This window comes from Pantoea eucalypti (assembly GCF_009646115.1).
GTDB classification, from domain to species: Bacteria; Pseudomonadota; Gammaproteobacteria; order Enterobacterales; family Enterobacteriaceae; genus Pantoea; species Pantoea eucalypti.
In genome coordinates, this window is record NZ_CP045720.1 from 2,831,035 (window position 1) to 2,845,061 (window position 14,027).

16 protein-coding genes are annotated in these 14,027 nt (G+C 54.8%); 7 read left to right on the top strand and 9 right to left on the bottom strand.

Annotation, left to right across the window (positions count from 1 at the left end; all coding sequences use genetic code 11):
* Positions 1-94: 94 nt before the first annotated feature.
* Both EE896_RS13230 and mntR read right to left on the bottom strand, forming a co-directional pair.
* Positions 95-1,204, bottom strand: coding sequence for an SLC13 family permease (locus tag EE896_RS13230; protein WP_003850511.1), 1,110 nt, complete (start codon positions 1,202-1,204; stop codon positions 95-97).
* A 20-nt stretch (positions 1,205-1,224) separates the two neighbouring features.
* The gene (gene mntR / locus EE896_RS13235; protein WP_003850512.1) at positions 1,225-1,683 is read right to left on the bottom strand and encodes a manganese-binding transcriptional regulator MntR; all 459 of its coding nucleotides are present in this window, start codon (positions 1,681-1,683) and stop codon (positions 1,225-1,227) included.
* Positions 1,684-1,935: 252 nt separating this feature from the next.
* Here mntR and EE896_RS22655 point away from each other — a divergent pair, with 252 nt between their 5' ends.
* Complete coding sequence (locus tag EE896_RS22655) at positions 1,936-2,127, top strand: hypothetical protein (RefSeq protein WP_003850513.1); 192 nt, start codon at positions 1,936-1,938, stop codon at positions 2,125-2,127.
* A gap of 236 nt (positions 2,128-2,363) precedes the next feature.
* Here EE896_RS22655 and ompX read toward each other — a convergent pair whose 3' ends face one another.
* Positions 2,364-2,876: an outer membrane protein OmpX gene (gene ompX / locus EE896_RS13245; protein WP_008925816.1), complete on the bottom strand. Its 513-nt coding sequence runs from the start codon at positions 2,874-2,876 to the stop codon at positions 2,364-2,366.
* A gap of 368 nt (positions 2,877-3,244) precedes the next feature.
* Here ompX and rhtA point away from each other — a divergent pair, with 368 nt between their 5' ends.
* The 5 genes from rhtA to glnQ all read left to right on the top strand — a co-directional run bounded on the left by rhtA (position 3,245) and on the right by glnQ (position 7,511).
* A complete protein-coding gene (rhtA, locus tag EE896_RS13250; protein WP_003851733.1) occupies positions 3,245-4,159 on the top strand; it encodes a threonine/homoserine exporter RhtA in 915 nt (304 codons plus the stop codon).
* 325 nt (positions 4,160-4,484) lie between these two features.
* Complete coding sequence (gene dps, locus EE896_RS13255; RefSeq protein ID WP_003851735.1) at positions 4,485-4,988, top strand: DNA starvation/stationary phase protection protein Dps; 504 nt, start codon at positions 4,485-4,487, stop codon at positions 4,986-4,988.
* 319 nt (positions 4,989-5,307) lie between these two features.
* Positions 5,308-6,054: a glutamine ABC transporter substrate-binding protein GlnH gene (gene glnH, locus EE896_RS13260; protein WP_003851738.1), complete on the top strand. Its 747-nt coding sequence runs from the start codon at positions 5,308-5,310 to the stop codon at positions 6,052-6,054.
* Between the two features lie 78 nt (positions 6,055-6,132).
* Positions 6,133-6,792 (top strand): glutamine ABC transporter permease GlnP, encoded by a 660-nt coding sequence (gene glnP, locus EE896_RS13265; protein ID WP_003851740.1) that lies wholly within the window; start codon positions 6,133-6,135, stop codon positions 6,790-6,792.
* Positions 6,789-7,511 carry a glutamine ABC transporter ATP-binding protein GlnQ gene (glnQ, locus tag EE896_RS13270; protein ID WP_003851741.1) on the top strand — a complete coding sequence of 241 codons (723 nt, stop codon included), beginning with the start codon at positions 6,789-6,791 and terminating at the stop codon, positions 7,509-7,511. Before glnP ends, glnQ begins: the two co-directional genes overlap by 4 nt.
* A gap of 75 nt (positions 7,512-7,586) precedes the next feature.
* Here glnQ and rlmF read toward each other — a convergent pair whose 3' ends face one another.
* The gene (rlmF, locus tag EE896_RS13275) at positions 7,587-8,519 is read right to left on the bottom strand and encodes a 23S rRNA (adenine(1618)-N(6))-methyltransferase RlmF (protein ID WP_140915833.1); all 933 of its coding nucleotides are present in this window, start codon (positions 8,517-8,519) and stop codon (positions 7,587-7,589) included.
* A 141-nt stretch (positions 8,520-8,660) separates the two neighbouring features.
* Here rlmF and EE896_RS13280 point away from each other — a divergent pair, with 141 nt between their 5' ends.
* Positions 8,661-9,293, top strand: coding sequence for a flavin reductase family protein (locus tag EE896_RS13280; protein ID WP_003851743.1), 633 nt, complete (start codon positions 8,661-8,663; stop codon positions 9,291-9,293).
* A 3-nt stretch (positions 9,294-9,296) separates the two neighbouring features.
* Here the strand turns inward: EE896_RS13280 and EE896_RS13285 are convergent, their stop codons facing one another.
* From EE896_RS13285 to EE896_RS13305, 5 genes are read right to left on the bottom strand one after another with little or no spacing between them, the layout of a single operon-like run.
* Positions 9,297-10,802 carry an HAL/PAL/TAL family ammonia-lyase gene (locus EE896_RS13285; RefSeq protein WP_140915895.1) on the bottom strand — a complete coding sequence of 502 codons (1,506 nt, stop codon included), beginning with the start codon at positions 10,800-10,802 and terminating at the stop codon, positions 9,297-9,299.
* 8 nt (positions 10,803-10,810) lie between these two features.
* Positions 10,811-11,605, bottom strand: a complete 795-nt coding sequence (locus tag EE896_RS13290; RefSeq protein ID WP_003851746.1) for an ABC transporter ATP-binding protein — start codon at positions 11,603-11,605, stop codon at positions 10,811-10,813.
* Positions 11,598-12,338, bottom strand: a complete 741-nt coding sequence (locus EE896_RS13295; protein ID WP_003851748.1) for an ABC transporter permease — start codon at positions 12,336-12,338, stop codon at positions 11,598-11,600. Before EE896_RS13295 ends, EE896_RS13290 begins: the two co-directional genes overlap by 8 nt.
* Before the next feature lie 8 nt (positions 12,339-12,346).
* Entirely contained in the window at positions 12,347-13,066 is a 720-nt protein-coding gene (locus tag EE896_RS13300) for an ABC transporter permease (protein ID WP_003851749.1), read from the bottom strand.
* Between the two features lie 12 nt (positions 13,067-13,078).
* A complete protein-coding gene (locus EE896_RS13305; protein WP_033782427.1) occupies positions 13,079-13,927 on the bottom strand; it encodes a transporter substrate-binding domain-containing protein in 849 nt (282 codons plus the stop codon).
* Positions 13,928-14,027 lie beyond the last annotated feature (100 nt).

The following is a 14,027-nucleotide window of genomic DNA, read 5'->3' on the forward strand; positions in this document are numbered from 1 at the left end:
ATATCGGAAATTGACAAAATCCAGTGCAACTTTACGAAACTTGAGGAATGCCGCACATCCTGCCACCTGACAGCGATAGCAGGATGTATCGGGCCTAATTGAGCAACCGCAGCAGTAGCCAGCCGCTGGCCATTGACCAGGCCAGCAAAGGAAGGGAAAAGAGATGAAATTGCCACCATACGGCACGATCTTTCGCCATACGCAGAGCAATCAGGTTAGCCAGTGAACCTGGCAGCAGACCGAATCCACCGATGTTGACCGCCCAGGCGAGCACATCGGTTGGCGGGACTTTTTGCAGCAGCAGAATCGTCGCCGGGACATTGCTGATCACCTGTGACAGACCAATCGCCAGCAGATAGAGCTGCCCCTGGCCGAAATGCGCCACCGCATCAAAGTGAGCCTGCATCACCGGCAGACGTGTCAGCAGGAAGACGTCAATAAACATGGCGATAAACACCGCCAGCAGGCTCCAGTCGATACGTTGCAGCACCGGACGTGCCATTACCATAAAGGTGGCGAGGATAACCAGCAGTATCCAGCCGGTGATTTCCAGCTCCAGACCGGCGATAAACAGCAGGTATAACACCACGCTGACAATAAACAGCGGCTTCTGCCACTCCGGCTGCTCCGGGTTGTCATGTTTATCAATCGTCCGCTTTGAAAAGCTAAACCAGGTCAGCACGACCAGGCTCAGCAGCAGCCAGGCGGCCAGCGGCAGCATCTGCACAATGAATGCAATAACGCTGAGCTTGCCGTGACTCCACAGCAGAATGTTTTGCGGATTGCCGACCGGCGTCAGCAGCGACCCGGCATTCACTGCCAGCGCCTCGAAAATGATCAGTCGCGAGATAGGTAAATGAGAGAACTTCCGCAGCGTTAATGTCAGCGGCACCAGAATAAACAGCGCAACATCGTTGGTTAAAAACGTGGAGAGCAACGCGGCAGCCAGCACCATAAATAGCGCCAGCGCACGTTCGTGCCGGAAACGCGCAATCAGGCGTCCTCCCAGCACGTCAAAGTAGCCGCTGGTTTCCAGCCCTTTGGTCAGAATCAATAACCCGGTGAGTGTGATAATGGTGTGCCAGTCTACGGCTCCGGGCAGATCGGCCCAGCGAAAATCCGCCAGGAATGCCAGAACTACACCAATCACGATTAATAAATGCAAAATTGAGTCATGCAAAAAAGATCGAAGCAGTTGTGGCATGGTGAGGGTACGCCTTAGCGTTAACGGGTTTCGGAGAACTTCTTAAATACAGCCAGAGTTTCATCACTGACGTGATGTTCAATTCCTTCTGAATCGCGTCGGGCCGTTTCGGGACTGATGCCTAACGCCAGCAGAAAACTTTCAACAATATGATGACGGGCGCGACTCTCCTCTGCCAGCTTCTCCCCTTCGCTGGTCAGGAAGACACCGCGGTAAGGGACCTGCTCAACCAGCCCGGCACTGCCAAGTCGTTTCAGCATTTTAGCCACTGTCGGTTGCGAAACGCCCAGACGGGCTGCCATATCGACCTGACGTGCTTCGCCAAATTCACCAATTAAATCAGAGATTAACTCAACGTAGTCATCAATTAACTCCCGACGATGCGCTTCACGCACCTGCCGAAAACCTTCGACATGCTCTTCAATATCTTTCAGTGGTCCTTTCGGCGCAGAAACCACGCTTTTAGCACGACGACTCATTCAGCTTCCTCATTATTATTTCCCGTACTGACGCTGCTGTACGGATTTAGCTGCGCTCATTGTAAACCAGCCACAAAGAAGCTCAAATTTTTCGTCATTAGCCTTGGCTAAACGATATAGCCAGTGCTATATTTGTTGATAATGTAAGCAGCCAACGCATGATCCCTAGTGATCTTCTGTTGCTCTGGTGATGATGACGCTCTCACCTCACGCTGCTGATTACCGCGTCGATCAGGATTGGGAGGTAATTCTATGAGCACTCTGAAATGTTGCTTAGATTGCAGCAAATGCTTCCAGACAGAGAAGAAAACAACCACGGAGTTTAAATCCTGGCTGTGCCTGCTGACGCGTTCCCCTTTCACACTGCGTCTGATGCTGATTGAAAAACTGCTGGGCCATAAGCCTGCCGAACCTCGCTGTCCGAATCTTATCTGGCGCGGCTAATCCTGATTCAGAGCCTTTTTGCCTGCGGTTGAAAGGCTCACGCCCCACTGTTTGTTCTCTTTGTTTTTTCCCCTCATAAGAAACTGCCCTGAGGCTTGAAGGGGAATGCCTGCAGATCAGCGTCTGTCAGAGAATGAGACGGGAGACCGACAGGTAAGTCGGGGTGGCGGGTAAAATCAGCACAATAAAAAACGGCCCACAAGGGGCCGTTTTTTTGCAGGTCAGCTAAGCTAAACTTAGAAGCTGTAACCTACGCCAGCAATCCAGGTACCGACGTCAACGCTACGGATACGGCTCTGCTCGTAACCAACGTCAAGTGCGATGTCCTGCATTGGGTTAAACTGCATGCCTGCGCCGTAAGAGAAACCTACGTCGCTGGTGTCAGTTTTATCACGTGATGCAGTTTCGTTGCCCTGGTATTTACCATAGCCGATACCGACAACACCATAGATGCTAGCCCAGTCGTTCAGACGGAAAGCTGGACCACCGGTCACACCGTAGTACTGGCCTTTGTTGTAAACGCCATCTTCGGTACGATCTTTTTCAGTGTAGGTGAATGAACCGATCCAACCCAGTGGGTTAGAACCGTCTTCGTAGCGGTATTTCAGGTTGAAGCCGTTAGCTTTGTTCGCTACGCCCTGATAATCGCTCTGAGCATAGCCACCAGTTACGGTGCTCTGTGCCATTGCTGAACCTGCAGATACTGCCAGTACACAGGCTAATGCTGAAAGACATGCAATTTTTTTCATAACCACCTCAAATGTGAAAATACTTCTCTCCTGACAACGCTGAAAATATAACAAAAAATAGCGAGAAACTCTGCCCGGATTTTGTTGTCTAACAGAAAGTTTGGTGTAACAGGACGTTAATGCGACATACTATGTCATTCATTTTTCTTATAAAATCCGTCATCTTCCTGCAATAATCTTTTTGTGCTCAATTTGCCCTTTAAGTTAATTCCTAAAAAAACCTGACATTTCTTTACCTAAATGGCACTGATTTTGGCCAAAATTTGCGCAGTTAAGGCAAATTAAAAACGCTGACTCATGATTTTTTGCCTGACATTTCCTTTACACTGGCCCACTCGTTACGTTGATGACCAGGAAAAGTACACAGGATGTCTGCCTCTCCCGCTTCTAAAAATCTTGCGCCAATCGTGTTGCCAATTGCCGTACTGCTGATTGCGATGCTGTCGCTGCAGGGCGGTGCTTCTCTGGCAAAAAGCCTGTTTCCTTCTGTTGGTGCGACGGGAATCACCGCGCTGCGTCTGGGCTTTGGCACCCTGATACTCTGTGTCATTTTTAAACCCTGGCGTTTACGCTTTAGCCGGGAACAACGTCTGCCTTTGCTGATGTATGGTCTGGCGTTGGGCACCATGAACTTCACATTCTATCTGGCGATTCGCACTGTGCCGCTGGGCGTGGCGGTGGGACTGGAGTTTACCGGTCCACTGGCGCTGGCGCTGTTTGGATCGCGCAGACCACTGGATTTTGTCTGGGTGCTGCTGGCGGTGATTGGTTTGTGGTTCCTGCTGCCGTTTGGGACAGGGATGACCGCGATTGATCCATTGGGCGCAGCACTGGCCGTGAGTGCGGGTGCCTGCTGGGCAATCTATATCCTGGCGGGGCAGCGGGCAGGCGCAGAACATGGTCCTGCGACAGTGGCTATTGGTTCGCTGATTGCTTCGGTGATTTTTGTACCGCTGGGGCTGACGTTTGCAGAAAGTGGCATCTGGACATGGGCCGTAATGCCGATCGCATTGCTGGTTGCCCTGCTCTCCAGCGCGATACCCTACTCACTGGAGATGATCGCCCTTACCCGTTTACCGGCGCGCATCTTCGGCACGCTGATGAGTCTGGAACCCGCCATGGCCGCTTTTTCTGGCATGCTGTTTTTGGGTGAAACGCTGACCGGGCTACAGTGGCTGGCGCTACTGGCAATCATCATCGCTTCGGCAGGGTCAACGCTGACCATGCGACCGAAAAAGAGCCAGTTAAGCAGCGTGGAATTATCAGATTCTGGTCAGAAATAAACGCCTTTAGCCTGCCTTTGTGGTGGGCTAAATAACAATCATGCTCATCATGAGAATTATTCTTAACCATCCCCTGTCCATGCTCTGACTATTTTGAAACAGACGCTTACCTGTTATTTACATACAAAATTAAAGTATTGATTTAATTGATTAAATACAAGCGCTTTTATTTTAACATTGCGTTAACCTCGTCTGTGCCTTCCCGCTTTTAATAAAGACCTGTACTATTTCATCTATCGATAAAGTCGTTTCTGCAAAGCTGAAAAGCGCTGCTATACTTATCCGGTACTTGATTAGGACAACCATCAAAGAGAGGACTGAAACGATGAGTACCGCTAAACTGGTTAAAACTAAATCTGCTGACCTGATTTATACCCGTAATGACGTGGCCGAAGATGAGAAGAAAGCCACCATCGCGGTGTTGAACCGTCTGGTAGTCGAGTTTATTGACCTGTCATTGATTACTAAGCAGGCGCACTGGAACATGCGCGGTGCTAACTTCATCGGTGTACATGAAATGCTGGACGGCTTCCGTACTGCAATCACCGAGCATCAGGACACCATTGCTGAGCGTGTGGTACAGCTGGGCGGCGTTGCACTGGGCACCACGCAGGTTGTTAACGATACGACGCCGCTGAAAAGCTATCCGCTGAATATTCACAGCGTTCAGGATCATCTGAAAGCGCTCGCAGACCGTTACAGCGTCGTGGCTAATGATACCCGTAAAGCCATTACTGAAGTGAAAGATGAAGATACCGCTGATATCTTTACTGCGGCATCACGTGACCTGGACAAATTCCTGTGGTTCATCGAAGCCAACATTGAATAAAACTCAATGCAGTCAATCAGGCGGGGAAACCCGCCTTTTTTACGTCTGCGTTACCGCATTTTTATGACCCTGTTAACAGTTCTTCCTTCCTTCGCTTCACAGCCTTAACATCTGAGGCACACTACCGCTTGCACCAAAACAGCCATATGCACCAAAACTGAGCACCTAAATGGTGCAAAGGCAGAATTAACTGCAAAATCGTGTCAGCTATGTTATTTAACTCTCTGATTTCGCGAAACTTGCAAAGTTGGCATAATTATTTCATATGACAAGCCGCAAACGCAGGCCCTGCCGCCTGGTAGTAAAAAAAGGAAAAATGATGAAGTCACTGTTAAAAGTTTCTGTGGCCGCGCTGGCGCTGGCCTTCTCCCTCTCTTCCACTGCAGCAGATAAGAAGCTGGTTGTCGCTACCGATACCGCCTTTGTTCCGTTCGAATTCAAACAGGGTGACAAATATGTCGGCTTTGATGTGGATCTGTGGGATGCCATTGCGAAAGAGCTGAAGCTGGATTATACCCTGAAGCCAATGGACTTCAGCGGCATCATCCCTGCACTGCAAACGCGCAATGTCGATCTGGCCCTTGCGGGCATCACCATTACCGAAGAACGTAAAAAAGCGATCGAGTTTTCTGATGGCTATTACAAAAGCGGTTTGCAGGTAATGGTGCGTAACAATGAAAACGACATCAAAGGCATCAGCGATCTGAACGGTAAAGTCGTCGCAGTGAAAAGCGGCACCGGCTCTGTGGAATACGCAAAAGCCCACATCAAATCTAAAGACCTGCGTCAGTTCCCGAACATCGACAGCGCCTATATGGAGCTGGGCACCAACCGTGCGGACGCCGTGCTGCATGACACGCCAAACATTCTTTACTTCATCCACACCGCCGGTAAAGGCCGTTTTAAAGCGGTAGGCGATTCGATTGAAGCGCAGCAGTATGGTATCGCCTTCCCGAAAGGCAGCGACGATTTACGTGAAAAAGTAAACGGCGCACTGAAAACCCTGAAAGAGAACGGCACCTATAACACGCTCTATAAAAAATGGTTCGGCACCGAACCTAAATAATAATTTGCCCGTTATCTGATTTCAGCAGGGAAACTTTTTCCCTGCTTTTTTCCATCGCAACATATCTGGAGTGACACCATGGAGTTTGACTGGAGCGTCATCTGGCCCGCCATGCCAGCGCTGCTTGAAGGCGCTAAACTGACTTTAATAATCTCTGTTATTGGACTGGTTGGCGGCCTGTTTATCGGGCTGATTGCCGGTTTTGCCCGCGCTTACGGCGGCTGGATCACCAATAACATCGCACTGGTGTTTATCGAAATTATCCGCGGCACCCCTATCGTGGTGCAGGTGATGTTCATCTACTTTGCTCTGCCGATGGCGTTCCCCGACCTGCGCATTGATCCCTTCAGCGCAGCGGTAGTGACCATCATGATTAACTCTGGCGCTTATATCGCGGAGATTACGCGTGGTGCCGTGCTGTCGATTAATAAGGGCTTCCGCGAAGCCGGACTGGCGCTTGGCCTGTCGAGCCGTGAGACGCTGCGCTACGTGATTATGCCGCTGGCGCTGCGCCGTATGCTGCCACCGCTGGGCAACCAGTGGATTGTCAGCATCAAAGATACCTCGCTGTTTATCGTTATTGGTGTGGCTGAACTGACGCGTCAGGGTCAGGAGATTATTGCCGGTAACTTCCGCGCTCTGGAAATCTGGAGCGCCGTCGCGATCATCTATCTGGTGATTACGCTGGTGCTGAGCTTTGTGCTGCGCCGCATTGAGAAAAGGGTGAAAATCCTGTGATTGAATTTAAAGATGTCTCCAAGCATTTTGGCCAGACCCAGGTGCTGCACAATATTGATCTGAAGATTAACCAGGGCGAAGTGGTGGTGATTATCGGCCCATCCGGTTCCGGTAAATCCACCCTTTTACGCTGCATTAACAAGCTGGAAGAGATCACCAGCGGCGAGCTGATTGTTGATGGCCTGCGCGTGAATGACCCGAAAGTTGATGACCGCCTGATTCGTCAGGAAGCGGGCATGGTATTTCAGCAGTTTCATCTGTTCCCACAGATGAGTGCGCTGGACAACGTTGCCTTTGGTCCTATCCGGGTGCGTGGCGCCAGTAAAGAAGCGGCACGCCAGCTGGCGCGTGAGTTGCTGGGCAAAGTGGGCCTGGCAGAGCGTGCACATCATTTTCCGTCTGAGCTGTCCGGCGGCCAGCAGCAGCGCGTGGCGATTGCCCGTGCGCTGGCGGTTAAGCCAAAGATGATGCTGTTCGATGAGCCAACCTCAGCACTGGACCCGGAACTGCGTCATGAAGTCCTTAAAGTGATGCAGGATCTGGCGGAAGAAGGCATGACGATGGTGATTGTGACGCATGAAGTGGGCTTTGCACAGAAGGTCGCCTCACGCCTGATCTTTATTGATAAAGGCCGGATTGCAGAAGATGGCGATCCTGACAGCCTGATCAGTAATCCACCCAGTGACCGTCTGCGCGAATTCCTGCAGCACGTCTCCTGATAAAAACGGGCCGCTAAGCGGCCCTTTTTTTTATGCCCCTGCCCGCACTAATACCGTGCCTGCACCGGGAAAACCCTAACTTCCCAGACGACTCAGCAGTTTGCTGCGCTGTGCGGCAGGCATAAAACTCCACGCCAGAAAGCGGCTCTGTTTCTGACCCTGGGCCATGTTCACCACCCGCACTTCAGCAACGTCGAGCGCCTGCAGCTGTTTTTCCAGTGCCGGCAAGTTCTCTTTGCGCGACACCAGCGAGGTAAACCAGCCGATCTGACGACCCAGCGCCACGCTCTCGGCGATCATCTTGCCGATAAACGCCTTTTCGCCACCGGGATACCACAGCTCATTGTGCTGCCCGCCAAAGTTAAGTGGCGCACTCTTGTCCAGTCCGAGATTGCGGACCTTGCGCTGTGAACCGGCCACTGCCTCATCCGGCGACGCGTGGAACGGCGGATTACACATCACCGCGCTGAAGAATTCCGTTTTGCTGACCACACCCGCCAGCACCGCATCGTTGTTTTTCTGACGACGCAGACGGATCTGGCGCGTCAGGCGTGGGTTGGCCGCAACGATGCGGTTAGCGGCTTTGATGGCGGCTTCATCAATTTCGGTGCCGGTAAAGCGCCAGCCATATTCTGCCGCACCAATCAGTGGATAGATGCAGTTTGCGCCGCAGCCAACATCGAGAATGTCCGCCATCGGGATAACGCCGTTGTTATCCAGCGCCAGCAGATCGGCCAGGTAGTGCAGATAATCGGCGCGTCCCGGTACTGGCGGGCAGAGTGAGCCGGGAGAAAGCTGCCAGTCGATGTCGTAAAAGAGTTTGATCAGCGCCTGGTTCAGCAGCATCACCGCCTCCGGGTCCGCAAAATCCACAGACTTCACGCCATAACCATTAGGCCGGACTTTAGCCTTCAGCGGCGGATGAGCAGCGGTTAACGCGGCAAAATCGTATTCGCCCTGATGGCGATTGCGGGCGTGGAAGGGCGACGTGCTGGCTGACTTTTTCATACGTTCTCTCAATTATTCAGGCGCGCGTACAATACGCTGTAGGCGGCGGAAAATAAACCCGCACCATCCGCTTACCGCTTTCCGATTCCGTCGGGTGATGCTGTCGGGCTAAGATAAATAAAATCACCTGCTGGAGACGTTATGACCCGGAAACGCTATTCCTATGAACCCCGTGCTGGTCACGGTCTGCCCCACGATCCGCTCAACGCCATTATCGGACCACGACCAATCGGCTGGATTAGCTCTGTCAGCGCCAGCGGCCAGCGCAATCTGGCCCCTTACAGCTTCTTTAACTGCTTCAACTATCATCCGCCAATTATCGGTTTCGCCAGCAGCGGCTGGAAAGACAGCGTGCAGAACATTGCGGACACCAAAGAGTTTGTCTGGAACCTGGCTACCCGCCCGCTGGCCGAAGCGATGAACGAAAGTTCCGCTTCACTGCCTGCCGATCAGGATGAGTTTGCCTTTGCAGGGTTAACACCACTGGCGGCATCACAGGTAGGTGCCAGTCTGGTGGCGGAAAGCCCGGTCAACTTTGAGTGTCGTCTGACCCAGCTGATTCAGTTGCAGGATGCCAGTGGCAATCTGGTCGACAGCTGGCTGGTGCTGGGTGAAGCGGTCGCGATCCACATCGATGAATCGCTGCTGGAAGCGGGCATTTATCAGACCGCAAAAGCCGAACCGATACTTCGTGCAGGTGGTCCCAGCGCCTATTACGGCATCAGTGAAGCGCAGCGCTTTGATTTAGTCCGTCCGGACGCACGCCGCAAATAATCCTCACTCCACAAGCGCATCGGTCCGGTGCGCCCTTATCTGCGCCACCGCACGGTCGATGTCGGGTGCCAGCCAGCGATCCTGCTGCCAGCGCTCAACCACCTGCCGCAGATGCTGCCAGGCGCGCCGCGTGCCGGCTGCCAGCTGTGATTCACCGTGAAACTCCAGCGCCTGCGCCGCCAGCAGATACTCAATCGCAATGATGTGATCGACGTTGCTGACCAGCTTCAGCAGCTTCAGCGCCGACCCGGTGCCAAGACTGATGTGATCCTCCTGTAATCCTGAGGTGACATAGTTGTCGAGTACCGCAGGCTGGGCCAGCTGACGGTTTTCCGCGCAGAGTGAGGCCGCGACGTACTGCGCAATCATCATGCCAGAATTGACGCCAGGCTCGGCCACCAGAAACGGCGGCAGGCCACTGACCAGCGGGTTTACCAGCCGATCCAGCCGTCGTTCGGCAATACTCCCGAGCTCCGCCAGCGCAATCGCCAGCAGGTCACAGGCCATCGCCACCGATTCACCGTGCGGATGTGACTGTGACACCACGCGCCACTCCTGCGGCGTGCCCAGAATCAGCGGATTGTCGGTACAGGCGTTGAGTTCAGTCTCCACCTGACGTGCGGCGTGATCAAACTGATCGCGGCAGGCGCCGTGCACCTGCGGCATCGACCGCAGACTCATCGCATCCTGAGTGCGGATGCCGACACTCGCGTTCAGCAGCGGGCTGTCTCTCAGCAACTGGCGCAGACGTTCACCACTGCGCTGTATTCCCGGGCTGGCCTTGAGTGCCAGCACCTCTGGATCAAACGCCACCAGCTGACCGCGCAGCGCTTCAAAACTCATTGCGCCTGTCACATCCGCCCAGTCCAGCAGACGCCCGGCATCGTCCAGCGCCAGGCAGGCTAAGCCGGTCATGCAAGGCGTGCCATTGACCAGGCTCAGTCCCTCTTTGGCACCTGGCCGGTAAGGCGCTAAGCCCGCCTGGGCCAGCGCCTGCTGCGCGGGCATGATTTCGCCGTGCCACTCCACCTCGCCGATGCCGATCAGGGCCAGACCGATATGCGCCATGTGGGTCAGATAGCCTACCGATCCCTGGGACGGCACCTGAGGGGTAATCTGCAGATTCAGTAGCGCCAGCAGCTGCTGCACCAGCGCCACTGACACACCCGATTTGCCATGACTGTAGTTGGCAATCGCGGCACACAGAATGGCGCGGACCTCCGCTTTTTTAAGCACCGGCCCGACACCACAGGCATGGCTCAGTAAGGTATTGCGCGACAGCTGGCTCAGTTCATCTTCGGAAAGAGTAATGTTGCACAACGCCCCTAATCCGGTATTAATGCCGTAGGCTACCTGCCCCGCCGCGACGATGTTGCCGACGATTTCACGGCTCCGGGCAATTCGCTGCCAGGCGCTGTCGCTCAGCGTCAGAGTCGCGCCATGCCGGGCGACCTTCACCAGCTCCTGCCATTTAAGCGGACCATCGCCCCAGACCCGCGTCTGACTCATGACGTCGCTCATACCACCGGCTCCACCTGATGATGGCTGGAAATAAACTGCTTAAAGCGCGCCGATCCCGCCTCGCCGAACATCGCCTCTGGCGTGCCCTGACAATCAATCGTGCCCTGATGCATAAACACGACCCGGTTTGAGACGTTGCGGGCAAAGCCCATCTCGTGCGTGACCACCAGCATGGTGCGCCCCTCTTCGGCCAGGCTGCGCATCACCTTCAGCACCTCACCCACCAGTTCCGGATCCAGTGCCGATGTCGGTTCATCAAACAGCATCACCTCCGGGTCCATCGCCAGCGCGCGGGCGATCGCCACCCGCTGCTGCTGGCCGCCCGAAAGCTGAGCGGGATAGAAGTCTTTGCGATTCAGCAGGCCAACCCGATCCAGCAGCTGTTCTGCCTGAGCGATGCAGGCTTTTTTATCGCGCTTCAGCACGTAGTGCGGCCCTTCAATAACGTTTTGCAGTACGGTGAGATGCGACCAGAGATTAAAGCTCTGAAACACCATCCCCAGCCGGGAACGCAGCCGTTCAATCTGACGCGGGTTAGCCGCCAGCTGGTGCCCGCGTGCATGACGCTTCATCTCAATGGTTTCACCGCCCACGCTGACGACGCCAGAATCAGGCGTCTCCAGCAGGTTGATACAGCGCAGCAGCGTACTTTTACCGGAGCCGCTGGCACCGAGAATAGAGATGACATCGCCCTGATGCGCCTGCAGCGAGATGCCCTTCAGCACCTCCATCGCGCCAAAGGATTTATGGATATCGCTGGCCGACAGCGTGACGGGTGGCAGTTCAGACATTTTTTTCTCCTCCGGGGATCGGCTTAGCGGCCGGTAACGGCTTTTTTTCCGGTTGATGAACCGGTGTCAGACGCCGCTCCAGCAGGGCATACAGTTGAACAATGATGAAGTTGAGGATTAGATAGATCGCCGCTGCACAGAGAAACACCTCCATGGTGCGGTAAGTACGCTGGATAATCTGCTGCGCGACCCCGGTGACATCCCACACCGTCACCAGACTCGCCAGCGCGGTTGATTTCACCAGCAGAATCGCTTCGGTGGAGTACGCAGGCAGCGCATAGCGCAGCATCACCGGTGCGATAATGCGCCGCAGCAGCAGGCCGCGCGACATGCCGCATGCCATCCCCGCTTCCACCTGACCGGGCGGGACCGCCAGCAGCGCGCCGCGCAGGATCTCCGCCGTGTAGGCGGCGGTACAGAGGGACAGGGCCAGCACCGCGCAGGTAAAAGGCTCACGCAGAAACGGCCAGAAGACGCTGTGGCGGATCACCCCAAACTGTCCCAGCCCGTAGTAGATCAGGAACAACTGAATCATCAGCGGCGAGCCGCGAAACACCAGAATGTAGCCGCGGGCGAATGCACTCAGCAGCCGCCAGCGGCTCATGCGCAGCGCCAGAATACCGACCGCCAGCACGCCCCCGCAGAGAAAGGCGCTGATAAACAGGCCGAGCGTGACCGGCAGCGCCGCGCTGAGTTTCAGGAAGGTGTCAGTAAGGAACGCAAAATCAATCATAACTCTCCTTAATGCTGTGCAGCGGTGCGGCTTTGCCAGGCGCGACCCAGACGGGATTCGGCGCGCAGAAAGGCGCGATTCGACAGCAGCGTCAGCAGCAGATAACAGGCACCGCCCACCAGGTAAAAGGAGAAGTAGTCCCGGGTAGAACCGGCTGCTATCTGGCTGGCCCGCATGAGCTCGACAATGCCGGTCACCGATACCAGCGCGGAATCTTTCAGGCTCATCTGCCAGACGTTAGACAGGCCGGGCAGCGCATAGCGCGCCACCTGCGGCAACAGGATACGTTGCCGGATGCGCCAGCGCGGCATGCCAATAGCGACGGCGGCTTCGATCTCCCCTTTCGCCAGAGCCAGCCGCGCGGCACGATAGACTTCCGCCTGGTAAGAGCCGGAGATAAGCCCGATCGCCAATGCCCCGATCAGAAACGGCGGCGCTTCGATAAAACCGTCTGCGCCAAACAGTTGTCCGATCTGCGTGATCAGTCCCGATCCACCGAAGTAGAACAGGTAGATCACCAGCAATTCAGGGATACCCCGAAAGATCACCGAGTAGCTTTCACCCAGCCAGCGTACCGCCCGGTGCGGGGATAACTTTGCGGCGGCCACGCCCGATCCCACCACCGCGCCGACCAGCAGCGCGCAAAACGACAGCAGCAACGTGGTCAGCGTGGCACTCAGAATCAACCGTCCCCAGCCGTCCGGGCCAAAACTCAGCAGGCTTATCATCCGTTACCTCTCTCAGGGTGTGACGTCAGTTTTGAACCACTTCTCGCTCAGCTTTTTCACTGTGCCATCGGCCAGCGCGGCTTTGATCGCCTGATCCAGTCGGGCTTTCAGATCGTTGTCTGCCATGCGCACGCCCAACGCCTCGCCCTCACCCCAGATCGGGCCGCCCAGCTGCGGACCGCTGAAGCTGAGGTTACGGTTATCCGGTCGTGCCAGCATCGACTGCGCAAAGGTCACATCGTCAAACACCGCATCAATGCGTCCGGCCTGCAAATCGAGGATCGCATCGGCTGAACTGGTGTATTCGCGCACATCCGCCACATCTTTGAAGTATTTGTCGATAAACGGCGTGTAGACCGTGCCGGAGGCGATACCGATCGTTTTGCCCTTCAGCGCGGCTTTCAGGGGTGCAATGGCAGGCGCTATGGTTTTTTCATCGTCGGTAAGTTTGATGATCTTACTGTCGGCGGGCAGCAGTGACCCTTTTACCGTGATAAAGGTGGCGGGCGTGGAGGCGTAAGGGACGGTGAAATTCACCACTTTTTTGCGGTCGGGCGTAATCACAATCGCATCCATGATCACGTCATATTTTCCGGCATTCAGTCCGGCGATCATGCCATCCCAGTTCTGTACCACCAGCTTGCACTGAATCGCCATGCGCTGGCAGAGATCCGCCATCAGCTCTGGTTCGAAACCGCCCAGCTTGCCGCCCGGCAGGGTGAGGTTCCAGGGTTCATAACTGCCTTCAGTGGCAATGGTGATGGACTTCCACTCTTTAGCCTGGGCGCTGACGCCACAGAGCAGCAGACTGGAAACCAGCGTAGTGAGACATAAACGACGAAGGGTCAGAGGGTGCATCATACGGTTCTCCTGAAAGTAGCGGCCTGGTGATCGCCCTGCGAGATTTAACATAAATTTCACAGGATGATATGTCATGTATATACAAGTTAACGCAGTGCAG

What these genes read in the sequence shown, in the direction of transcription:
- EE896_RS13285 (WP_140915895.1), bottom strand. Translation starts at nt 10,802, where the DNA reads ATGAGTCAGACGCGGGTCTGGGGCGATGGTCCGCTTAAATGGCAGGAG.
- glnP (WP_003851740.1), top strand. Translation starts at nt 6,133, where the DNA reads ATGGAGTTTGACTGGAGCGTCATCTGGCCCGCCATGCCAGCGCTGCTT.
- EE896_RS13290 (WP_003851746.1), bottom strand. Translation starts at nt 11,605, where the DNA reads ATGTCTGAACTGCCACCCGTCACGCTGTCGGCCAGCGATATCCATAAA.
- ompX (WP_008925816.1), bottom strand. Translation starts at nt 2,876, where the DNA reads ATGAAAAAAATTGCATGTCTTTCAGCATTAGCCTGTGTACTGGCAGTA.
- EE896_RS13280 (WP_003851743.1), top strand. Translation starts at nt 8,661, where the DNA reads ATGACCCGGAAACGCTATTCCTATGAACCCCGTGCTGGTCACGGTCTG.
- glnH (WP_003851738.1), top strand. Translation starts at nt 5,308, where the DNA reads ATGAAGTCACTGTTAAAAGTTTCTGTGGCCGCGCTGGCGCTGGCCTTC.
- dps (WP_003851735.1), top strand. Translation starts at nt 4,485, where the DNA reads ATGAGTACCGCTAAACTGGTTAAAACTAAATCTGCTGACCTGATTTAT.
- EE896_RS13300 (WP_003851749.1), bottom strand. Translation starts at nt 13,066, where the DNA reads ATGATAAGCCTGCTGAGTTTTGGCCCGGACGGCTGGGGACGGTTGATT.
- rhtA (WP_003851733.1), top strand. Translation starts at nt 3,245, where the DNA reads ATGTCTGCCTCTCCCGCTTCTAAAAATCTTGCGCCAATCGTGTTGCCA.
- EE896_RS13305 (WP_033782427.1), bottom strand. Translation starts at nt 13,927, where the DNA reads ATGATGCACCCTCTGACCCTTCGTCGTTTATGTCTCACTACGCTGGTT.
- rlmF (WP_140915833.1), bottom strand. Translation starts at nt 8,519, where the DNA reads ATGAAAAAGTCAGCCAGCACGTCGCCCTTCCACGCCCGCAATCGCCAT.
- mntR (WP_003850512.1), bottom strand. Translation starts at nt 1,683, where the DNA reads ATGAGTCGTCGTGCTAAAAGCGTGGTTTCTGCGCCGAAAGGACCACTG.
- EE896_RS13230 (WP_003850511.1), bottom strand. Translation starts at nt 1,204, where the DNA reads ATGCCACAACTGCTTCGATCTTTTTTGCATGACTCAATTTTGCATTTA.
- EE896_RS13295 (WP_003851748.1), bottom strand. Translation starts at nt 12,338, where the DNA reads ATGATTGATTTTGCGTTCCTTACTGACACCTTCCTGAAACTCAGCGCG.
- EE896_RS22655 (WP_003850513.1), top strand. Translation starts at nt 1,936, where the DNA reads ATGAGCACTCTGAAATGTTGCTTAGATTGCAGCAAATGCTTCCAGACA.